This window comes from Flavobacterium lindanitolerans (assembly GCF_002846575.1).
Taxonomy (GTDB): domain Bacteria; phylum Bacteroidota; class Bacteroidia; order Flavobacteriales; family Flavobacteriaceae; genus Flavobacterium; species Flavobacterium lindanitolerans.
Genome location: NZ_PJND01000008.1, coordinates 305,372 through 329,243 on the forward strand (window position 1 = coordinate 305,372; position 23,872 = coordinate 329,243).

Here is a 23,872-nt window from a genome sequence, read left to right on the forward strand (position 1 = left end):
CTTAATTAATTAGTGGTAATTTTATAATGAAGGTGCTACCCTTCCCTTTTTCGCTTTCTACAAATATTTGACCGTTATGGTCGTCTACAATTCTTTTCACGTAGGCCAATCCCAAACCGTGACCTTTTACGTTATGCAAATCTCCGGTATGTTCTCTGTAGAACTTCTCGAAAATTCTTTTTTGAGCCGCCTTACCCATTCCTTGTCCCTGGTCTTTTACTTTAATCAGGATAAAGTCCTTGACATTTTCTGTATAAATATCAATTATCGGGGCTTCCGGCGAATATTTTATCGCATTGTCCAGAATGTTTACCATTACGTTAGTAAAGTGAACATCGTTGACCAGCGTTGTTGTTCTTGTTGCATTAAAATGCGTTCTTATTGTTCCCTGCCTGTCTTCAACAATCAAATTCACATGTTCTACGGCATCTTCAACTATCGTTTGCACGTCGATTGGGTCCTTAGTAATTTCGAGCTCTTTCTTCTCCAACTTGGAAATTCGGAGCACATTCTCAACCTGGGCATGCATACGTTTGTTTTCGTCTCTTATCATTTGAAGATAGCGGTGTACTTTTTCCTTATCTTCAATAATCTTAGGGTTCTTGATTGCATCCAAAGCCAGATTTATGGTAGCAATAGGTGTTTTGAACTCATGCGTCATATTATTGATGAAATCCGTCTTGATTTCTGAAATCTGGCGCTGCTTTATCAATTGGTTCAAAGCACTTGCATAGGCAATGATGATAATCAGGGTAAATGTGATTGACAAAATCGTAATTCCTATCAAATCTGTAAAAAGGAATTTCTTTTTTTCCGGAAAGCTTACCAGCAGCTGGTACTTGCTTTTTCCATCGCTATCGGTCAGGATAGGTGTCTGGAAAGTAGAATTCTTGTCAAACTTAAAATTGTCTGACCTGATTTTTGTAGCAAGGCCATCACTGTAAATACCAAATTCGAAAGGTGTCTTTACTTCATACTGCTTCAGTTCCTGTTGCAACATTTTTTGCAACTTTTCTTTTGAAACCCTGTCTTTCAAAGGTTTTGTTTCCGCAATATCTTTATAGAACATATCGAATTGTGCTCTTTCAAGCATTTCGATGTTTCCAGATTTTTCAATTGTAATATCTGGAGTGGTATTTTTCTGGATGCCCGAATTGTCAATCGGTTTGCCTGAATATATTTCGGTTCGGCGTTTGGAAATAAAATTTTGCGCCTTAACCGAATCTTTTTTCTTATCAAAGAACGTCAGATTGATATTATAATCCTCTGCAATAATGTTGTTTGAATAAATTATAGTTTCGTTTGTAACTTTGTTCTTCTGCACAAGAACGAAGTCCAGCAATTGGCTTGGGTTTGGGTCTTTTCCAATGCTGTCACGCAAAATGTTATACTGATTTACAATTGTATAAGTTTCCTGCTGCTTTAATTTCTCTGAAACATTCCCTATAACCTGTTGTACATGATATTTAAATTGTTCTTCGTTATTATTGAAAGATGTATTAATCAAATATAACTGAACCAAAATAATTCCTATCAAAGATAGGCTCATTAACACAACCAGTAAGCGAAACAATGTCTTATTCATCAAAAACAAAATTAACATTTTAACATTTAATCAATGAATACATTAACCAAACATTAACATCTAATTCATAAATTATTGATTTCTTAATAGGGTAATTATGTTTTCTGCAGATTGTTTTGCTTTTTCCAATTCGATGTTTTCGATTATAAAATCGCTCATAGACTTTTTTGTCTCATCATCCCATTGGTGTGACATTCGCTGTTCTACAGCTTCTCTTGTCACGGCATCGCGCTTCATGACTCTTTGTATGCGGTTTTCTTTCGGAGCTGTGACCAAAATAATTTTATCACAGTCTTTATAGCTTCCACTCTCAAAAAGAATAGCAGCTTCTTTAACCACCAGTGGATAATTGTTATGCTGTTTTACCCAATTCTGAAAATGAAGATAGACTTCGGGATGGATGATGGCATTGTATTTTTTAAGTTTTTCCGGGTCCTGAAAAACCAGTGCCGCTATTTTTTTTCTGTCGATTTTACCATTTTCCAGTATATCATCTCCAAAAAGGGCAATAACCTTAGCAATTACATCGGCAGTATCGAGTATTTTTTTCGCCTCGGTATCAGCAATATAAACCGGAATCCCGAGTGATTCTATATGTTTGGCAATAGAACTTTTTCCGCTTCCTATGCCCCCTGTCAGACCGATGATTTTTGTCATGATTTTGATAATTTATTTTTTAAAAAACAACTCCGGAAATACTTCCTGAGGTTTCTTTTTCAGCACTTTGATATTCCAAAACGATTTCAGAAAGCCCGTGCCGTAGCCATAAAACTGTGTTACTACTGCTATCAGGGAAAAGAATCCTATTTTCAGGCTTTTATTCTGAAAAGTGGAAACAATAAAAATTGCTAAGAAATAAAAAACATATAAGACCAGAAAAATGCATGTCCAGAAAAAAGAAAATACCACCGAAGCAAGGAATCCCAAAAGAAAGAGCGTTGGAAAGAAAAAGGTCAGCTTACTGTATTCCGGATACCAACTATCCAATATGGGTCTGGCTTTGCCGAACTTGTTTACCTGTTTGTAGAACTTTGACCAATCAATTCTTCTTTTATGATAGACATAGGCTTTTGGGAACAATCGTGTTTCAAAATTCATTTTCCAAAGTCTTATCGAAAGGTCCGGGTCTTCTCCGGGATGGATATTCCCAAAGCCCTGGCTGGCCTCAAATGCTTTTTTAGACAATCCCATGTTAAAACTTCTGGGCTGAAATTTATCTATTTTTTCAGAACCTCCTCGAATTCCTCCAGTTGTCAAAAAAGAAGTCATTGAAAAATTAATGGCTTTCTGTATGTCGGAAAAGCTGTCCAGAGCTTTATCAGGACCTCCAAAACAATCTACATAATTCAGTTCCAATGCTTTTTCTGCTTCTAAGAGATAGTCTGGCGGAAGAATACAGTCTGAGTCTAAAATTAAAAAATAATCGCCTAGAGCTTTTCTCATTCCAAAATTTCTGGAATCTCCCGGTCCTGAATTTTCTTTAAAATAGTACGAAATGGCGAGTCTTTCCTGGTAAGTATCAATAATATGTTGGCACGGAATAGTAGAACCATCCTCAATTACAACAACTTCAAAGGGCTTGTCGTATTTCTGCAAAACCAAACTTTGTAATAATTCGTCGATTTCGTCCGGCCTGTTATAGACCGGAATTATAAAAGAAAATTTCATACGGAATTTTAAACTTTAACAAAGATAACTTTTATAAACAAAAAAACCATCCCGTTAGAGGATGGCTTTTATCGCTTTTTAAAAACTATTATTTTTTGACAATCTTTACATTTTTCATCACATTGCCTATTGCCGCTTTCAAAATGTAGGTACCTTTTGGTAGTTGTGAAAAATCAAGCTGTTCCTGCATAGCATCTAATTTTTTTGAAAAAACTCTTTGCCCTAAAAGATTATAAATTTCCACAGAATCAATGTTTTCAGAAGCTACCAGATTTAACCTGTCTGATACCGGATTAGGATAATATTTAAAAGCGATTGCCTCAAAATCATCAGTTCCCAGGTTAATTCCTGCCGTAACAGCAAGCCTGCCACTACTTTCACAGCCATTTATGGTTTGTGATGCATAATAGGTTGTACCACTCACCAATATTGTTGATAATGGCAGTCTGTTTCCATCTGCATCATACCAAATGATATCGCTTCCGTTAACAACAAAATCAACCAACGTCTGTCCTGTTACGAAATCCTGTACTGGACTACCGGTTGGTTCCGCTACAGTTCCGCTACAAATTATTTGTCCATGAGAAAAATATCCTGAAAAATCAGACACTCTGATTGACGAATAAGTATACAAATTGTCTGCGGCAACTATTGAAGCCGGAGAAAATACCGCATATTCGCCATTTGCTGTTGCTGATTTCAGCATTTTACTGTTTGCGGTTATGCCTGCATCTACTATCCTGACATTTGCATTCAGTAAATTTGCGTTTCCGGCAATGAGTAAGGCTTCCCAACGGTTATTGGAAAGTGATGAAACATTTGACGGGAAAGTTCCGGAATTTGCCACAAATGCCTCTCCTTTCATTTGTAAAGCACCTCCCGATGTTGACGGGTCAATATAAAAAGGCAAATAACTGCCGTCTTTTCCAACCGGATAGATTGTCACATTCGAATACGTACCTACTGCCGTTCTGTTGTTACCGAAGGTTCTTGCCAAAGGTCCGTTGATGTATGCTGTAGCAGAGCCACCTGCAATATCACCAGCCACAGTTGCCGTTCCAACCGTTAGTAAATTAGTATTTGAAGTATTTACCTTGCCTTCATTAAGAGTCAGGGTTCCGCTTAATGATACAGGGGAATTTAAGGTTACACCCGCCGTACTTCCGTTATTGAACACCATATTTGCAAAATTAGCAGTTGGCGAAGCAGCAAGATTTCTTATGATTCCGTTGTTAGTCAGCTGTTGTAAGTTTAAGCTTGGGCCAAAAGCCACCGTTGATTCGTTTACGAATCTTGCGTTTGCAAAGAAAAAACCTGTTGTTGATGTGAGTATACCTCCAATGTTGACCATTGCACTACCGTTTAAATAAATGGTAGAGATACGGCACTCGGCACCATTATTAATCGTAAGGTCTCCATTAACCGGAACCGGATAGGTACTTGTAAGATAACGATTTGTTCCTTCCGGACCTTCTACAATGACATTTCCTAAAGGCAAACCTGTTACCGTTGCCCAGCAATTTATCCTGAATCCGTTTGTGGCATTACCGCCGGATTGTACCGATACACCATCACCGAATCGGATTGTATGTCCGGATGTCACATTTACAGAGCCTTCAAAGGCCCCATCAATCCTTAAAACATCATTGGCAGTTGTTGAAGCATGCGGGTCGACTATTGTGAGTATTCCTCCAGTCCAATTAAGGCTTTCAGAATCTTCCGGAATGATGTTGATGATTCGGGTTCCATTAGGCACACTGGTTGCAGCATTACCCGAATTTCCATCCACATTGATATTCCCCCCACTTTGAGAAAATACCGAACCAAAAGAAGTCGAAATATTACCGTTCACATTCAGGGTTCCGGCAGTGACTTCTAAAACTCCCAAAACATTTAATGTATTGTTATTGTCTGTACATCCCACAACCAAATCACCTCCGGAAACCGAAAGCTTACCTCCAAGTGAAACCGTAAGTCCCTTGCAGCTATTTCCGGCTGAATTTATACTCACGGTATGGTTAGGTGCAATGCTTACTATTTCATTACAGTTAGGAACATTTCCTTTGCTCCAAATGGCAGCATTGTTCCAGTTTCCACTTGCTATTGAAGCATTAGGCGTGTCAGCAAAAGCAAGGCCAATGTAAAGCGGTGATTGGGTTAACTGCGCCAATGTCAATCCTGTTCTTTGTCCCATTGGAAGGTTTGTCCCGTTGAGATGTGTTCCTTCGACTGCTGCTGTTTCCCTGATAATCCTGCTGTTTCCATTGGAAGCCAAATAAGCATTTTGTCCAATAAGCGCGATGTTGTATGTAGCTGAAACAGGCACAGTGCCCGGAGTCGAAAACGTCCAATTCCCGTCATATTTTGAATCCAGCACATAACCGGAATCAGAAATTGACGATGCAGAAGTTGTAGCTGCATCAACATATTTACAAGCTATCTGCCCTCCTGCTGTTGGCGTGACACGCTGTACATAGGCAGCCCTGTTAATTCCGGTACTGCTAATAAAAGGATATCTGCCTAAAGCGGCCGTTGGCTGACTTCCAGCAGTCAATGCTGTCCCTGTAGCCGTATTTGCCCACCATCTTGAAAAAGTTCCCGACACAAATCCTCCGGAAGTATAGACAAGTGCTCCAATGGCATTATTTCCTGTTCCGGCGGCTACTCCCGTACCTAAAATCAGCGTATTGCTTCCCAAGGCCACTTTTCCTTTGGTGAAAGTAAGATTACCACCTACTCTCAAATCATTAAAGTTCCAGGTTATTACTCCTGTAGAAGAATTGTTGAATGTGAGGTTCCTGATGAGATTGTTTGTAAATGTACCTGTTCCTCCAATTGTTTGAGGAATTATACCGTCAAATGTCAAAATATTATTAACTGCCGTTCCTTTGGAAAGGTCAATATTACCATTATTTGTCATGTTTCGTGAAACCACCAGGCTTTTTCCTGTCGTACCGGCAAAAGCATCCAGATTACCTCCCGTGTTGACCAACAAATTACCCTTTATCGCAAAAGTAGCAGCAGCCGTTGCATAGTTCAGGGTTCCGTTTATGGTAAGGTCGTTTATGGCTAAATTATTTACGTTAAGGGTTACTGTTGTCCCTGTTGAAACAATTGCATTGTCTGCGCTAGTCGGAACTGCATTTATATCCCAGGTAGCGGGAAGATTCCAGTTTCCTGACGCTACCGATGTAAAAGTTCTTGGCGGATTGGATATCATAGAAACCTGGTCGATTGCTGCAGGCGGATTCACGACATCTAAAATATCAGATTTCCAACTGAATACCAGCTTATAAGAATTTCCCGGCACAACAGCAAGAGAAATATTGGCGGTACTCCAGTTTGTAGAACTTAATTTATACAATGTTCCTATTTGATAGTTTGGCGGTATCGGAACCCCTGATACAGGATTGTAAGAGGAAGGCACCAAAAAGGCTTTCATATTATCCCAGTCATTGGTTCCTGTTCCTTCACCTCCAACTTTCCATCTAAAGGAAAGTGTAATTTTAGGTTCGTTGGCGGGAACGGTTATATTCTTATACAAATGGATTACCGAACTTGTTTGCGAATATTGCCAGGTCGCACCTCCTGTTGACGATACAAAAGCACAGTTTGTTCCAGCTCCTGCAACAGGAACATTTCCAACATTCCAGCTATCAACAGAGGCATTTACTGCATTCCATCCATTGGCAGCTAATGTATTTCCATTTTCAAATCCACCATCTGTAGTTGGATTTATTAAAGTAGTCTGGGAAAAAGTGCTTGTGGAAACTAATAGCAATAAAAATTTTAAGAATAGTTTTGCTTTTGCTCTTTGTGAGATAGGGCCAAAGTAATTTTTTTCCATAAGTTAATTATTTGGGGTAAAATACTTTACGAAAGTATAAAAAAAGCCACCAAAAAAGGTGGCTTTTCATAATATTTTGATGAATTGATTATTCCTTAACGATTTTTAATGTCTTAACCTGATTGCCAACATTTACTTTTACCAGATAAGTTCCACCTGCTAAAGTTGACATATCAATCTGGCTTTCTGTCGCATTGATTTTCTTTGAAAGAACCTGCTGTCCTAACAAATTAAATATGGCAACATCAGACATGTTTTCTGTATAAGACAAATGAAGCCTGTCTTTAACCGGGTTAGGATATACTTTGAAGCTCATATTATCAAAAGATGTCGTCTTCAAAGAAGAATCATAGGCCGATATACCAAAACTTCCCGTACTGTCATTTGAATACTCATAAACTCTCAAATATAATGTTGAACCCGGAGTCTGTCCTGATAATACAACTAAAGAATAAGCTCCTTCACCACCATCATCATCACAACCCACCTGAACTAAAGAACCGCAAGCTCCGGAGTATGCAGTAACCACCGTATCCAATCCGCTTGCACCTGTGCTTGAATTTCCTGTTTCAATAGTCAGGTTACCACTAGGCGGTACTACTACAGAGAACCAAACATCACCACCAGAATATCCGTTACAGTCTACCGGTACAGTTTCTGTAGAACTTGCTGTAGCTCCAACATTGGTTCCGTCTGTTGGAACAAAAGTTGCCGTAGGTGTTATGGCTACTGCGTTAGCACAATTATCATTTACCGGAGGACAAGCTGTCTGGTTTTGTGCCGGGCTTGTCACTACACAGTTTCCATCCTGATTGCTTGCTACTGTAAGAATTACAGATGTGTTATTCGGATATGGCCCGAATTGAACTGTGCCTGCAGCCGTTACCTGTTGTGCCGGACTTGATTGATTGTCTGTAACAGTCAAAGAAGTTGCCGTACCCAAACTTGTTATGTTTGCATTAACAAAGAATCCTGGTGAAACGGCACAGTTTGATGTTCTGCTGAATGTAACTGCTGGAGCTATACAAGTATTTTCCGTAATATTCAAGGTATACGCAAAGCTTTGCGGAGATGGAAAAGTGGAAAGAACAATATAGTATGTTGTTCCGGCAGTAACAGAAAACTGATTGATTTCCCTGTTTCCGATATCACTTCCGGAAGCACAGGCAACAGCTGCCGTTCCAATATCACTACAGCTTGTATAGACTAAGATTCCTGACCATGCTGCTGCTCCTGGAATTCTTATGTTAATTGATGTGTTGGTTGTTGGCGTATAAGCATATACAACATCATCACCATTCAAATAATAGTTTGAAGTACCAGAACAACCTGAATTTCCTCCATTTGGAAAATCATAATCATCACCATACAGGTTTGTATTATCGGTTGTGGTGTATGGCAAGCTTGTCACTACAATTGGATTTCCACATACAGAACCTACCGGCGGCACACCTATGCAAACATTAAAAGTTGAAGTAGCCCCTGTGTCTGAAGAATTACTAAATACCCTTACATAATAAGTAGTACCTGCTGTTAATCCTGAGGCAGTACTCATGTCATTATCACTTACATATCTGCTGATTAAACCTCCTCCACAAGTTCCTTCCAATACTTCATGCACAAGGTCTGTTGGAGACCCGGCCACGTTCAAAAGTGAAATTTTATGTACCGCCTGGGTGGCCACAAATTTATACCAAACGTCATCATTTGGAGTACCTACACCATTATCTCCTTCTCCTGAATCTGTTGCCGAAGTCAGGTTTCCTGACGAAACTGCCGCACAACTAGCATTTGGATTTACGGTAAGCGTTACAGCTCCGGAACAGTTATCATTTGCAGGTGGCGGTGGAAATGTTCCCACACAAAGATCAAAAGTTGTATCCGCATTAGTATTGGCTCCATAGCTGAATACCCTTACGTAGTATGTAGTTCCCGGAGTAAGACCGCTAATGGTACTTGTGTTAGGGTCACTTATATTCAAGCTGATAAGACCGCCTCCGCAAGTTCCTTCCAATACCTCATGTACCAAATCAGTTGTATTTCCGGTTACATTTGAAAGCTGGACACGGTGTGTTGTTCCCGTAGCCACAAACGAATACCACACGTCATCATCAGGAGTTCCTGCACCATTATCCGGCTCACCGGAATCTGTTGCTGATTTAAGCGTGCCTGATGTCTTTACAGTACACAATAAATCTGAATTTACTGTTAATGCTATTGCTGATGAACAAATATCATTGGCAGGACTAGTTGTAAATGAAACTGTTCTCCAAGGACTCTGAGTAGCAGTACATATTGTTCTTAAATGAAAATAATAGGTTGTGCCAGGAGGTAAACCTGAAGGCGAATAAGTATTAGCCGTTATTGATGTTCCTGCGCCTGAAGGATCTGCACTTGTTGTATTCAAAACATATTCAAAGCCAGTAACTCCTGCAGTAGCATCCCAGTTGATTGTAGCACCACCAGGATTCAATGAAGCGACAACCAATCCTGTTGGCGCACCGCAAGCAATGGAACGAATTGTTGGCGAGCTAAAACAAAAACCATAATTCCAATCCGGACCGTCAGGATTATCATCATAAAAAATACGATATCTGAATCCTGTTAATTGTGCAGGAGTAAAAGTAGAAATGTTAAGCCCTTCCGTTAAATAGGTCGTTTTGGGGATATTACAAAAGTTATCAGTAATAGTAGTATTGTTACCCGGAATTGAGCTTGAACCCCACGGAACCCATGTTGAAGTGGCCGCATTCCAGTATTCAAATCTCAAGACATCATAATCTAAATAATAGTAGCCATATTGCACTGTTATTTCCAATGTGGTTTCTCCGGCAGTGAAAGCCGGTGTCAGGTCAATTACAGGTGATTCTGCCGCAATGTTATCTTCATGTGAACTATTCCCGGCATCGTCATCGTCATAAGCAAAAAAAGCAGTAGTTCTTGGGTCAGATTCGAAAGCAACAGCACTCGAATTGTAGGTACCCGTTATTGTCCAGGCGGGATTAGGCCAGTTCGCTGATTGGTTCAGCGTCTGGGAATTGACTTGCCAGCATAGCAGGACAAGCAATGCGTAGATTTTCTTCATATTGTTTAAAAGTTTAGTTAATACACTGCAATATAACCAATTATTTTAATATAATTTTAAGATTTAAAGAATAAATATTTATCCTCAAAAATGCCTTATTTTGCTATATTCTTACCAAAAAACATTAGTTTAAAAACACATTTACGTTCAATTCATTCTTGTTTGAAAATGATAAAAGCGGTCTTAAGGAACCGCTTTTTTAAAATATAATAAAACAAAAAATCCCGGCTACAAATGCAGCCGGGATCCTTTTTAAAAGTTATATCAAATTATTGTTTGATTACTTTAATTGTCTTAACCTGATTATCTACAGCAACTTTCACTAAGTAAGTTCCTCCAGCCAGGCTTGACATATCAACAGAAGCATCTGTAGCTCCGATTGTTTTTGTAAGCACTTGCTGTCCAAGTAAATTAAAGACAGACACATTAGAAATTTCTTGTGTGTATGACAAGTTCAATACGTCTACAACAGGGTTTGGATATGCTCTGAAGTTATTATCTTCAAATGTAGGAGCACTTAAAGATGCGTCATAAGCAGCAATTCTAAATTCACCTGTATTTGCAGCAGCAGTTCCATATCTCCAAACTCCAATATATAATGTTGCACCAGGTGTTTGGTTTGTTACAGTCAACATAGAGAAGTTACCATCTCCCGTATCATCATCACAAGCAATTTCTGTTAATGAAGAACAAGTTCCAGAAAACACACTCAAAACGCTATCTGTCATCGTAGATCCAGTTTGAGCTTTTGTTTCTATAGTCAAACGACCAGAAGCCGGAACAACTACAGAATACCATACATCTTCAGCACGGTTTGTCTGACAGGCATATGTTAGCCCGGTTACTGTTGTTGCACCAGATACAGTTCCAACAATAGCTCCGGTAGCAAAATCACCCGAAGCAGTCAATGCAATAGCACCAGAACAATTATCGTTAACAGGCGCTACCGGTGGTGTTGAAACACACAAAGTAAATGCTGTTGACACAGTAGGAAGAGCAGAATTTGTAAAAACTCTTGCATAATATACTGTTCCAGGTGTCAAGTTTATAAAATTCAATGTATTTCCTTCAGCACAACTTCCAGCTACTTCTACAAGAGATCCCGGAGTACCCGTGTATAACACTCCAACCATAGTAGTACCTGTTGCCGTTCCAGTAAATGTAAATCTAGCGCGGTCAACTGTTGGTGTAAATGTATACCATACGTCATCATTAAATCCAGCAGCACTACAAGCTGGTGCAGGCTCTGCAGATTGGGTTGCACCAATAGTTGTTCCTGTAGTTGTAGCTGTACAAGTTAAAGCCGGATTAACTGTTAAGTTAACAGCACCACTAGCCTCATTATTAGCCGGTACTGCAGGCGCAGCAGAACTACCAATACAAACATCGAAAGTTGTTGTAGCATCAGTTGCCGTTCCGTAACTGAAAATTCTAACATAATAAGTTGCTCCTGGTGTCAAACCTGTATAGGTAGAAGTATTAGGATCACTAACATTCAAACTCACTAAACCGTTACAAGTTCCAGTCATAAGTTCATGTACCATATCTGTTGGAGTTCCTGCAACATTAGAAAGCGCAATTGTATGAGAACCTGTAGTAGCTACGAAAGAATACCAAACATCATCGTTTGGAGTACCAGCTCCGTTATCAGGCACACCTGAATCTGTAGCAGACTGTAAAGTTCCAGAAGTTTTCACTCCACAAGCCAAATCAGCATTTACAGTCAGAGCAATAGCACCACTACAATTATCATTTGCTGGTGCGCCAGGCAATGTTCCTACACAAATATCAAATGTCGTATTATTTGTAATTGCAGCAGCAGCAGCACTGAATACTCTAACATAATAAGTATTTCCTGGAACCAAACCTGTTACAGTACTTGTATTAGGATCACTTACGATTAAAGAAATCAAACCTCCACCGCAAGTTCCATCCAATACTTCATGTACTAAATCTGTTGGAGTTCCTGCAACATTAGAAATAGTAATTCTATGTGAAGTAGCCGTTGCTACGAATTTATACCAAACGTCATCATCCGGAATACCGGCTCCGTTATCACCTTCACCGGAGTTTGTAGCTGATTGTAAAGTGCCGGAAGTTTTTACACCACAAGCCAAATCAGCGTTTACTGTCAAAGTTACAGCAGCAGGACAATCGTCATTCGCAGGAGGTGGAGGGAATGTACCTACACAAACATCAAATGATGTAGTAGCTCCTGTTGCTGTTCCATAACTAAAAATTCTTACATAATATGTATTTCCTGGTATCAGGTTAGTCAAATTACTTGTATCCGGATCGCTAATATTTAAGCTGATCAGACCACCACCACAATTTCCTTCCAACACCTCATGTACTAAATCTGTAGGAGTTCCGGTAACGCCGGTAAGCGTAATTCTATGAGAAGCAGCTGTTGCTACAAATTTATACCAAACATCATCATTTGGAGTTCCTGCTCCATTATCCGGCTCACCAGAGTCTGTAGCACCCAATAATGTTCCGGTTGTTTTCACTGCACATAAGAAGTTTGGATTTACTGTTAAAGTAATCGCATTAATACAGTCGTCATTTGCAGGTGGATTAGGAAGTGTCTTGAAACTTCTTGTAGTCCATGCACTAAATTCTGAACCGCAATTATTTCTAACGTGGAAATAATACGTTGTGTTTCCTGCCAAAGAAGAAGCAGTATGTGGCGCAGCTGCAATCTGAGTTCCTGCACCTGTAGGATTTGTAGCTACTTCATCAAGAACATATTCATATCCTGCAGAACCAGCAACAGCATCCCATGAGATAGTTGCGCCAGCGTTTGTTATTCCTGTAAAGGATACAGTTGTAGGTGCTTCACAAGTAGGAATAGCCTCAACTAAGAAATTGTCAACATAAAAGTTATAATCCGGGGTATCGTCAACAGGTCCATCAGTCGCGTAGAATGCAAATTTAGTATTTGCACTTACGTAAGCTGGAAGGTTTACAGAGTATAAAGCTCTTTCATTCGTTGGAGAGTTTGTAGAATCCCATGTATGTATTATCGTCCATGTAGCACCATTATCCTGTGATGCCAGGAAAACAACCTTGTCATCATTCACAATCTGAGCCGGACCTGAACCAGTAAAAGCTGTTACTCCAACATCAAATCTAACTCTGTAATTCCCCGCACTCATATCAATAGTAGGTGAAATTAACCATCCTTTTCTATTAAGGCTGTATAAGTTAACTCGAGCTGCACCTACAGTTCCATCATTCAGGAATCCATCCGCAACCCAGATACCGGCACCTGTACCAGACGGTCCGGTAGTTTCATCTCCTGCGCCAGCTGTTGTCCAACATGCCGGTGGGAAGACTGCGCCATTAAAATCCTGAAGGAAGCTAGGAATGTACGTAGCACAAGCCGTTGTAAAAGTAGTCTGAACCCAAATACTCTTGTCGGTAGTACCACAATTTGATCTTACCCAAACATAATGTTGCGTTGCTGAAGGCAATCCCGAAAAACTTTTTGTTGTAACACCAGCACCAACAGAACCTGTTGGAGTTGCAGATGGAAGTGGTGCCGTAGCAGAAGTACTTAAATAATATTCATAACCTTCTGACGGTACAACTGCAGGAGGTGTCCAGTTGATAGTCGCGCCTGTTGATGTAACATTTGCCGAAGCTAATCCTGTTGGAGCATTACATGAAACATTAAAATCGAAAGCAATTAAAGGCCTTCTATAGTCTGAAGAACCTAAAGTCGTTGGCATCGTACCTGAAGTATTATTTGAATACTTCGTAGTATTAGAATCGCTGGTATTGACACATGGACTGGTATATTCATAATTCCATGTAAGTGCCGTACTCGCAGTTGAATTAGTGTATTCAAAGAAAACAGCTAAATTTTGCGTTCCGGAGTAGGTAAAAGTGTTTGAAAAAGGAAAACTTTTCCATCCTGCCGATGACCCAACCACAGTTGCCGGGTTAGAATCATAAACCAAAGTTGCTCCGGTTGTAGCCGTTGCCCAATCCAAACCTCCACTACCCCAGGTAGTACTTGTAGTTTCTTTCAAATAAATCCTAAGATTTGGAGTTCCGGCCATTGTTCCTGTAGCAGTCGCCCTTTTGAAATAGACAGCATTTAAAACCTGACCAGCCATTCCCGTTAATTGAGAAGAAGGATAGATCACCGCAGTACGGTTCGTGGCATTCGCCCCAGCCACGCTGTACATGGGTCCGTATGTACTGGACCCAAGATCAGAACATGATGCTACTGTCCATAATTGTCCATAGGACAAATAACTGACAAACAACATCAGCAATAACGTAATTTTTTTCATAAAAAAGTATAAATTGATTAACAGACTGCTAAAATAACAATTTTAAAAGATTAAAAAGTTAAAATTGAAGGAGGGAACAAAAAAAATAACCATTATAAACAATAAGATTAAACTTATATTATGCAAAAAAGCCTGCATTAATGCAGGCTTTAGAATTTTTACGTGATAACTATACTTTTTTTTATATTATAGCTAAATATTCAATATAAACTATTCTTTTATGCTCTCAACGGCTACCATTTCATTAGTATCAGCCTTATAATCCACTCCTTCAATATCAAATCCGAACAGATTATAGAAGTCTTTTCTGTAACCTTCCAAATCTCCAATTTCCGAAAGATTTTCGGTAGTGGCTTTTTCCCATAATGCGGCTACTTTTTCCTGAACATCATCACGCATTTCCCAATCATCGATTCTGATTCTTCCTTTCTCATCGGTTGGGACTTCACCTCCTGTATACAAGCGCTGTTGGTATAACCTTTGAATTTGTTCAATAGTTCCTTCATGAATACCCTCTTCTTTCATTACTTTATAAAGCAGGGAAATGTATAAAGGAATAACAGGAATTGCAGAACTTGCCTGGGTTACCAAGGCTTTATTAACAGAAACATAGGCTTTCCCTCTAATATCTTTCAGACTATCTGTAATTGAAAATGCAGTAGCTTCCAAATGGTCTTTTGCACGACCAATAGTTCCTTTACGGTATACCGGTTCTGTTAATGACGGCCCTATATAAGAATAAGCTATTGTCATTGCTCCCGGAGCCAAAACACCGGCTTTTTTCATCGCTTCCATCCACATTGCCCAATCTTCACCTCCCATTACGGCAACTGTATTTTCTATATCATCTTCCTTACTTGGTTCGATCGAAATCTCTGAAACCTTACCTGTATGGAAATCTACCGTTTTATTAGAAAAAGTATCTCCTATAGGTTTTAAAACAGAACGGTGTGTAATGCCTGTAACCGGATTAGTTCTTACCGGAGAAGCCAGACTGTAGATTACCAAATCTACCTGTCCCAAATCTTTTTTAATAAGTTCTATTGTCTGGTCTTTAACTTCGTTAGAGAAAGCATCCCCATTGATACTTTTAGCATACAGACCTGCTTTGTGTGCCTCAGCTTCAAAAGCTGCCGAATTGTACCAGCCTGGTGAAGCCGTTTTCCCTTCCATTGGCGGCTTTTCAAAAAATACTCCAATAGTAGCGGCATCAGAACCAAAAGCACTCGTAATTCTGGAAGCCAGACCGAATCCTGTAGAAGCACCGATTACCAATACTTTTTTGGCACCATCGATTTTTCCTTTTGATTTTACGTATTCAATTTGATTTTTAACGCTTTGCTCTGCCCCTTTTGGATGGGCTGTTAAGCAAATAAATCCTCGCATTCTTGGTTCTATAATCATAAAACAGTATTTATATAGTCAATAAATTATAATGTTAGTGTTCCTAAGCAAATATACCTCGTTTTTTTAGTTCAGCAAGGCCTTGGCGTGATTTATAGCCGAATCGGATATGTCTTTTCCTGACAGCATCTGCGCAATTTCAATGACTCTTTCGTCGGCTGAAAGCAATTTAAGTTCGGATTGGGTCTGGTCGCCCACTACCGATTTGAATACTTTAAAATGGGTATTTCCTTTAGCAGCAATTTGGGGCAAATGTGTGATGGCAAATACCTGCATTGTTTTGCTCATTTCTTTCATAATTTCACCCATTTTATGGGCAATTTCTCCGGAAACCCCGGTATCAATTTCATCAAAAATAATAGTTGGGAGTTTTTGATATTGTGCCAGTATTGATTTTACGGCAAGCATAATTCTTGACATCTCTCCTCCTGATGCTGTTTTTTTTAGCAGTCCGAAATCCGAGCCTTTATTGGCGGCAAATAAAAATTGTAAATCGTCTTTTCCGTTAGCATGATAGCTATCTGACAGCTTTACCTCTATTTTGAACCGGACATTTGGCATTCCGAGCAATTCCAAAATCGCAACCAGCTTTTCTGTCAGCACCGGAATTGCATTCTGTCTTTTCTCACTGATTGTAGCAGCTATAGTATCCAAACCGGATTCGCTTTCTGCTATTTCTTTTTCGGCCTGCTCGATTTCCTGTTGCAGACTGTCAACCGAAATTACCTTTTTATCCAGGTCTTCCTGTATCAGCAAAAGTTCTTCAACGGTTTTCACCTGGTGTTTTTGCTGTAAATTATAGATGGTTTGTAATTTTTGGTTAACCAACTCAAGCTGTTCCGGGTCGCTCATCAAAGATTCTGCTTTCTGACTCAGTTCAGAAACAATATCATCAAGTTCAATTGACGCGCTTGTTATTCTTTCAAACAACGAATTGTAATCTGCGGAAAAAGAAGCTATTTTTTGAAGCGACGCCTTAATTTCTTTAAGATTGTGAAGTACGCCAAATTGTTCTTCTTCGGCGATTGAAACGGCGCGGTCCAGATTTTCTTTAATCAGTTCAACATTATTCAATTGTTCAAAAACACTTTCCAATTCTTCTTGTTCGCCTGATTTCAGTTTAGCCGCAAGCAATTCTTCTAAAAGGAACGAGTTATAATCCTGTTCTTTTGAAGCTTCCTGAAGCTTGGATTGCAATGCCGTGAGATTGGTCTTCAGGCTACGGTATTTTTTTAAAAGGGATTTATATGCTGCAATTTCGGAAGTGTTTCCGGCCATCGAATCAATAATATCAAACTGGAAATTTTCTTCAGAAAGCTCCTGAGTCTGGTGTTGCGAATGGATGTCTATCAAATACTCACCCAGTTCCTGAAGTTCCTGTAGATTAACGGGACTGTCATTGACAAAAGCCCTTGATTTTCCGGAAGAAAGAATTTCTCTTCTGATGATGGTTTCTTTTTCAAAATCCAAATCATTGGCTTCAAAAAAAGGTTCCAGATTGTAGCGCGCAATATCAAATTGTGCTTCAATAACACATTTTTCTTCTTTGTTTTTTAGCGAACTTAAGTCTGCTCTTTTGCCCAAAACCAACCCTAAAGCTCCAAGGAGAATCGATTTTCCCGCTCCGGTTTCTCCTGTTATTATTGAAAAATTCTCTGAAAAATCAATATCGAGTTTTTCAATCAGTGCGAAATTCTTTATGGATAATGACGTCAGCAAAGCCTTTACGTTTAAAGATAGTGATTATTTACGAGCTGCTTTGAGGCAAGCGCTTCGTATAAAACAAATGAATTCTTATGATTTAAAATCTGATTTTACCCCATTTACTGGAATTCAATGGAGAAATTCTGTTGAGATTTTCTACCAAATCCGCAATCGCAATAGAAGGTCCTCCTGTGTAAATCGAAACGATTTCATCTGATTTGGCATCAAAAAAGACACGTGTTAGCAATGCGTTTGGGCGAATATCATATATCTGAGCCAAAGTTTTCACCGAGTTTTTGATGTTTTCCTTTCCTCTTTTCAAATCTTCGCTCATTAAATCAATCCCTGTTGAATGGTATTGGTAAAGGGCTTCTCTGAAAGGAGCAAAAGTATTTGACATCAGGTCTGTAATCAGGAAATATCTCGAAACGTTTCCATCTGCCTGATTCCATCCTTTTGAGCCTCCTTGCTGTGCCAGGATTGCCACATTTTGAGCCAGTTCATAATATTGAGTTCCTCCTTTTGGCGAAAAGGTATCGGCATCCAATCCCATAATGATATAGCTGTAGAACGCCATAACAGATACCAGGTTTGAATCGTAGCTGTTTGGGTTGAAAATCAGGTTTTCAAATTCAACATACCTGAAATTGAAGTCTTTATCGTTAAAGTTGAAAACCGGCGAGGCATACATCGAGTTATACCCCGGACGCGAAGACTGTACCTGAATGGAAGCCGAAAACTGGTCAGAATTGTATCCTGAAACATTGATAAACATTGACGATTCAATTCTTTCATTCTCTGCAAACGTCTGATTGGTCCAACGGGTCTTATTCACAAATTCATTTAGTGAACGCTCCAGCGTCTTAAAAATCTGCGTATTAGCATTCGTGATTCGGTCATAGTTTATTTTTACGGTACATCTCAATTCCTGAGCCTGAACAGAACCTGCAACGAACAACAAAAACAATAATATCTTACGCATAAAAATGTTGTATTACTTTATTTAAAATATCTTCGGCCACGGCTTCTTTTGTTTTTAAAGGCATGGGCTCAATTTCCAAATTCCTGTCGATAAAGGTAATTTTATTTGTCGGTTTTCCAAAACCGGCACCTTCATCCTGCAATGAATTGAGAACTATCAAATCTAGGTTTTTTTTCTGGATTTTCAATTTTGCGTTTTCAATTTCATTTTCTGTCTCTAATGCAAATCCTATCAGAAATTGTTTTTGTTTCACTTTCCCTAAAGAAGCCAGAATATCCTGCGTTTTTTCCAATTCGATGGTAAAGGCATCTTCCGTTTTCTTTATTTTTTGTGTGGCCGGAAACTTTGGCCTGTAATCTGCCACAGCTGCAGCAGAAATTGCCACATCAACATCGCCAAAATAACGGTGGGCTGCCTCATACATTTCCTGTGCAGAGGTTACATTCACCAGAGTAATCCCTGAACTTTTAGGCTTTAAATGCGTTGGTCCGGAAATCAGAATCACTTCAGCTCCTAATCCGGCAGCATGCTCAGCAATGTCAAACCCCATTTTGCCTGAGGAATGATTTCCTATAAAACGCACAGGGTCTATTGCTTCGTATGTGGGTCCGGCTGTAACCAGTATTTTTTTTCCTTTTAGCGGCAATTTGCTTTCTAAATCGGCCTCAAGAAAGGCTATAATATTTTCAGGCTCAGCCATTCTTCCTTCTCCGGAGAGTCCGCTTGCCAATTCTCCCGATTCGGCCGGAATCATGATATTGCCAAATTGCCTGAGTAATTTAAAACTGGCTAAGGTTGAAGGATGTTTATACATGTCCAAATCCATTGCAGGAGCAAAATAAACCGGGCATTTGGCAGAAAGGTAGGTTGCTATCAAAAGATTGTCACAGGAGCCATTTGCCATTTTAGACAATGTGTTTGCTGTAGCGGGAGCCACCAACATCAAATCAGCCCAAAGACCTAATTCGACATGGTTGTTCCAAACTGCCTCTTCATCATCATTATAAAAAGTGGAATGTACCGGATTTTTTGAAAGCGTGGAAAGTGTGAGCGGTGTCACAAAATCCTTAGAAGCAGGTGTCATGACCACCTGGACATCGGCACCTGCTTTTATGAATAATCTTACTAGTGAGGCTGTTTTATATGCGGCAATTCCACCGGAAACTCCCAGCACTATTTTTTTACCACTTAAAACAGACATAGTAATTATTTAGTAGTATCTCTGTGATAGATTTTACCATCAAGCCATTCCTGCACAGCCAATGCATGCGGTTTTGGCAATTTTTCGTAGAATTTTGAAACTTCGATTTGCTCTTTGTTTTCAAAAATTTCTTCCAAGCTGTCATTATAGGTAGCAAACTCCTCCAATTTCTCTGTCAATTCTTTCTTAATTTCAGAGTTGATTTGGTTTGCTCTTTTAGCCATAATCGTAATCGCTTCATACACGTTACCTGTCGGTTCCTCAATCATCGTCTTATTGTAAGTAACTGTGTTTACAGGAGCATTAGTCTTTTTTAAATCCATGACTTTTATTTAATTAGAAAATTGTTGTAATTCTTTCTCGATTCGTGCCAATTTATCATCAGCATCTTTTTTATATTGTGTTGATGCATTGAATTTCATAAGCATTGCATAGGATGCTTTCGCCAGATTCAATCTTTCTTTCTTTTTGCTTTCTACACTATTGATTGCCAAAATATAGGCAGAATCAAACCTGTAGTACAAAGCGTCTTCTTTGAATGGCGTTCCCGGATAATCAGCAATAAAATTATCCAAAGCTTTTATGGCTGCTGAATAATCTCTTGTATAGCCTCCTATGGTGTGGTATTGTTTTGCATTTTCAAACGCCTTTTTTTCCAGCTTTTCACGCAACGCTTTTACAATTTCGTTTGCTTTTGGCAGGTATTCAGAATTTGGATAATTATTAATAAATGCCTGCAGCTTGTCAATAGCCTTGTCTGTATCGCCCTGGTCCAATGAATATCTTGGTGACAGTCTCGAATAGCTTTCAGCACTCAAATAGGCCGCTTCTTCTGCTTTTTCACTCTTTGGATAGCTGGAAGTAAAGCTTTCAAACTGATAGGCTGCAAGATAGTGCTGTTTTGTCTTATAATACGATTGCCCAAACATATAGAACATCTTTTCTGCAGCCGGCTTACCTCTGTATGATGGTGCTATCTGCTCAAAAAGGCGTATTGCTTTTGTATATTTTCCAGCGTCATACATTTTTGAAGCGATGTCATATTTTACAGCGATATCCTCTGATTTCAAAGCTTTTTGGTAAGGACTGCATGAAGCAAAAGCAACCGCAATTATAAGTAAGCAAAATATTCTATTCATTTTCAAGATTGTATTTACTGATTTCAAGCCGTTTGAGGTTTCTTAAAAATCAACCGCAAATTTAGTTATTAATTATAGATTAAAAAAACATTTTTTCAAGCCCCTTGAAAGAGTTAAAAATAAAAAAGATGCCAAATAAATTATGACACCTTTCTAACGATTAAATTCCGTATTTATTTTCCGGTTGTGATTGGACTTGTGAAGTTCTTCATTTCATTGTCGAACAAATAAAGTCCTCCCTTATCATCACCAATCAGATTGATTTTATCTAAAATGTAACGTGCATTTGCTTCTTCTTCAATTTGCTCTGCCACATACCATTGTAAAAAGTTATGGGTAGCATAATCTCTTTCATCCAGTGCTATGCCTACAAGGTCATTGATACTTTCAGAAACTTTGATTTCGTGTTCCAACAACTGTTTGAAAAGAACCTTATAGCTTGACAAATCAAGTACCGGCTCTACTATGGCAGATATTTTAGCCTGTCCACCTCTTTGGTTGATATATTTTACCAATTTCAGCATGTGCATTCTTTCCTCTTCGGACTGTGCAAACATGAAAGTCGATATTCCTTCAAATCCCTGAACTTCTGCCCAGGATGCCATAGCCAGATAAACTTGTGATGAGTCTCCTTCTACCTTAATCTGACGGTTTAATGCTTCTTCTATTGATTTTGATAACATAATCTGTAGGTTTTAAAATAACTAAAGTACTGTTTTCTTAACAAATTGCTCTATTCTTCCTGCTAAATCTTCGTTAACATTCACTAATGGCAAACGTACTGTATTTTCTGACAATCCCAAAACTTTAAAGATTTCTTTAACACCCGCAGGATTTCCCTGCTCGAAAATCATGTCGATTGAATCAGCAATCTGGTAGTGAAGTTCGTAAGCCTCATCTACTTTTCGCTCCAATCCTAAACGCACCATTTTAGAAAACTGTTTCGGAAATCCTTCAGCAATTACCGAGATTACCCCTGCACCTCCGGCTAAAACCATTGGAAGTGTTACCATATCATCACCCGAAATTACCAGAAAATCTTTTGGTTTGCCCTGAATCAGTTTCATTGCCTGAACAATATCACCGGCAGCTTCTTTTATCGCCACAACATTTTTAAAATCATTTGCCAAACGGATTACGGTTGACGGCAGCATATTACTTCCCGTTCTCCCCGGAACATTATACAGGATAACAGGAAGCGGTGAAGCTTCTGCAATGGCTTTGAAATGCTGATAGATACCTTCCTGGGTTGGCTTGTTATAATATGGCGAAACAGAAAGCACAGCCGTAAAACCTGTAAAATCTCTGGTTTTTAGCTCTTCAACAACTTCTGCAGTATTATTTCCTCCAACACCCAAAACCAACGGCAATCTGCCGTTATTGGTTTCTTTTACGGTTTTAATAACCAATTCTTTTTCTTCCTTATTCATGGTTGCCGGCTCACCGGTTGTTCCTAAAACTACCATATAATCAATTCCATTATCGATTTGATAGTTTACAATTCTTTTTAGAGCCTCGACATCAACAGAAAAATCTTTTTTGAAAGGTGTGACAAGCGCTACGCCTGTTCCTATAAGTGACTGCATAATTATATTTTATTTAGTATTTTTAAATATTTGAATAGTTCGAAAACAAAAACCTTGTAGTTTTCTGCATTGGTATTAATCATAAAATGGTTTAGCCTCTTGTCAATCGTTGAAAATCCAACTTTAAAATTAGCTTTTGACTTAAAAGTCGTAATCATCAAAGGTGCTTTTTCTGTATCATAATAGCTGATCAGCATATCGAACTCCTTATCGGTAAACTCTTTTACATTTTTATTGTCCAGCGTTCCTTTCCAGCTTAAATCTTTATGGCTAAAGCTCGGATAATTTACGGTTTCTTTTTTCTTAAAACGGTCTTTATATAACAATATCTGGATATTCTCTCTTTTGATTCCGTTGGCTAAAAGCTCTTCAATCAGGTTGACCTTATCTTCAAAATAAGTCTTGTCAATTAACAATCCGACCGTTGTTATCGTTTCGTCAGACGGGTTTCCCTTTACGTGCAGGGAACTATTTTTTAATGTTCTTTTTGCAGAAAAGTTCTTGAAAAAATTTAAAAACATAGTACTTTTACTTGTGATTACAAATTTAATTAAATAAGCCGTATTTCAGATGCTAAAACAAAAAAACTATAACGCTGCTCTGACACAATTTGTTTCAATTCTAACATTATTTCTGGTAATTTCCTGCGCTACCCAAAAGCCGTATGTTTCCAAAATTGAAGGCAAGCAGATTGGCATTACGAACACCAACCCACAAACTCCTGCTATCGAGGAATTTATAAAGCCTTACCGCGAAAATATTGATAAGGACATGAATCAGATTCTTGCCTATGCCCCGGAAACAATGGACAAAAGTAAAGGTGAATGGCAAACAACTATTGGCAGCTTACAGGCAGACATAACGCTTGCAACCGCTAACAAATTATTTCTGAAGAGAGAAAACAAACCGGTGGATATCTGCCTGCTGAATCATGGCGGTATCCGAAGCATGATTTCCAAAGGAAATGTGACTACCCGTACTGCATTCGAACTGATGCCTTTTGAAAACGAATTGGTTGTCGTTGCCTTAAAAGGCCAACAGATTGTAGAAATGGTGAATTATCTGATTTCTGAAAAAAAGCCGCACCCGCTTGCAGGCATGGAAATCGTGTTAAACAAAGATGCTTCTTCCTATAAAAGCATTACGATACAGGGAAAGCCTCTGGACATCAACAAAACCTATTATGTGGCGACAAACGATTATTTATATAATGGTGGTGACAGCATGAATTTCTTCAAAAAAGGAACCATGACTTCATTAGATTATAAGCTCCGCAACGTTTGGATTGATTATTTTAAAGAAACAGACACGATTCCGGTACCGCGAAACAAAAGGATTATTGTTGAGTAATCAGAAAGCCTAAAAGA

At 38.9% G+C, this 23,872-nt stretch carries 16 protein-coding genes; 1 reads left to right on the forward strand and 15 read right to left on the reverse strand.

Translation table 11 applies throughout. From position 1 onward, the window contains the following. Nucleotide 1: 1 nt before the first annotated feature. From B0G92_RS11280 to B0G92_RS11350, 15 genes are all read right to left on the reverse strand, one after another. Nucleotides 2-1,585 (reverse strand): sensor histidine kinase, encoded by a 1,584-nt coding sequence (locus B0G92_RS11280; RefSeq protein WP_056066722.1) that lies wholly within the window; start codon nt 1,583-1,585, stop codon nt 2-4. 72 nt (nt 1,586-1,657) lie between these two features. After that, nucleotides 1,658-2,242, reverse strand: a complete 585-nt coding sequence (coaE, locus tag B0G92_RS11285) for a dephospho-CoA kinase (protein WP_101472271.1) — start codon at nt 2,240-2,242, stop codon at nt 1,658-1,660. Between the two features lie 12 nt (nt 2,243-2,254). Continuing rightward, nucleotides 2,255-3,253 (reverse strand): glycosyltransferase family 2 protein, encoded by a 999-nt coding sequence (locus B0G92_RS11290; RefSeq protein ID WP_101472272.1) that lies wholly within the window; start codon nt 3,251-3,253, stop codon nt 2,255-2,257. A gap of 88 nt (nt 3,254-3,341) precedes the next feature. Then, the gene (locus B0G92_RS11295) at nt 3,342-7,100 is read right to left on the reverse strand and encodes a T9SS type A sorting domain-containing protein (RefSeq protein WP_101472273.1); all 3,759 of its coding nucleotides are present in this window, start codon (nt 7,098-7,100) and stop codon (nt 3,342-3,344) included. 88 nt (nt 7,101-7,188) lie between these two features. Next, nucleotides 7,189-10,185, reverse strand: a complete 2,997-nt coding sequence (locus tag B0G92_RS11300) for a T9SS type A sorting domain-containing protein (protein ID WP_101472274.1) — start codon at nt 10,183-10,185, stop codon at nt 7,189-7,191. Nucleotides 10,186-10,454: 269 nt separating this feature from the next. Then, nucleotides 10,455-14,489 carry a T9SS type A sorting domain-containing protein gene (locus B0G92_RS11305; protein ID WP_101472275.1) on the reverse strand — a complete coding sequence of 1,345 codons (4,035 nt, stop codon included), beginning with the start codon at nt 14,487-14,489 and terminating at the stop codon, nt 10,455-10,457. 210 nt (nt 14,490-14,699) lie between these two features. Next, complete coding sequence (fabV, locus tag B0G92_RS11310; RefSeq protein WP_101472276.1) at nt 14,700-15,893, reverse strand: enoyl-ACP reductase FabV; 1,194 nt, start codon at nt 15,891-15,893, stop codon at nt 14,700-14,702. Between the two features lie 66 nt (nt 15,894-15,959). Further along, nucleotides 15,960-17,612 (reverse strand): DNA repair protein RecN, encoded by a 1,653-nt coding sequence (recN, locus tag B0G92_RS11315; protein WP_101472277.1) that lies wholly within the window; start codon nt 17,610-17,612, stop codon nt 15,960-15,962. A gap of 82 nt (nt 17,613-17,694) precedes the next feature. Next, nucleotides 17,695-18,579: a type IX secretion system protein PorD gene (porD, locus tag B0G92_RS11320; protein WP_101472278.1), complete on the reverse strand. Its 885-nt coding sequence runs from the start codon at nt 18,577-18,579 to the stop codon at nt 17,695-17,697. Further along, nucleotides 18,572-19,780 carry a bifunctional phosphopantothenoylcysteine decarboxylase/phosphopantothenate--cysteine ligase CoaBC gene (gene coaBC, locus B0G92_RS11325; RefSeq protein WP_101472279.1) on the reverse strand — a complete coding sequence of 403 codons (1,209 nt, stop codon included), beginning with the start codon at nt 19,778-19,780 and terminating at the stop codon, nt 18,572-18,574. Before coaBC ends, porD begins: the two co-directional genes overlap by 8 nt. A 5-nt stretch (nt 19,781-19,785) precedes the next feature. Then, nucleotides 19,786-20,103: a DNA-directed RNA polymerase subunit omega gene (locus tag B0G92_RS11330; RefSeq protein WP_056065814.1), complete on the reverse strand. Its 318-nt coding sequence runs from the start codon at nt 20,101-20,103 to the stop codon at nt 19,786-19,788. 9 nt (nt 20,104-20,112) lie between these two features. After that, the gene (locus B0G92_RS11335) at nt 20,113-20,919 is read right to left on the reverse strand and encodes an outer membrane protein assembly factor BamD (protein WP_101472470.1); all 807 of its coding nucleotides are present in this window, start codon (nt 20,917-20,919) and stop codon (nt 20,113-20,115) included. A gap of 173 nt (nt 20,920-21,092) precedes the next feature. Further along, nucleotides 21,093-21,602 (reverse strand): ferritin, encoded by a 510-nt coding sequence (locus B0G92_RS11340; protein ID WP_056065811.1) that lies wholly within the window; start codon nt 21,600-21,602, stop codon nt 21,093-21,095. 21 nt (nt 21,603-21,623) lie between these two features. Next, the gene (gene dapA / locus B0G92_RS11345) at nt 21,624-22,505 is read right to left on the reverse strand and encodes a 4-hydroxy-tetrahydrodipicolinate synthase (protein ID WP_101472280.1); all 882 of its coding nucleotides are present in this window, start codon (nt 22,503-22,505) and stop codon (nt 21,624-21,626) included. Between the two features lie 2 nt (nt 22,506-22,507). After that, a complete protein-coding gene (locus B0G92_RS11350) occupies nt 22,508-23,026 on the reverse strand; it encodes a DUF6913 domain-containing protein (protein ID WP_101472281.1) in 519 nt (172 codons plus the stop codon). A gap of 49 nt (nt 23,027-23,075) precedes the next feature. On the opposite strand from B0G92_RS11350, the gene B0G92_RS11355 reads away from it, so the two are divergent. After that, a complete protein-coding gene (locus B0G92_RS11355; RefSeq protein ID WP_056065801.1) occupies nt 23,076-23,855 on the forward strand; it encodes a 5'-nucleotidase C-terminal domain-containing protein in 780 nt (259 codons plus the stop codon). The last annotated feature ends 17 nt before the right edge of the window (nt 23,856-23,872 follow it).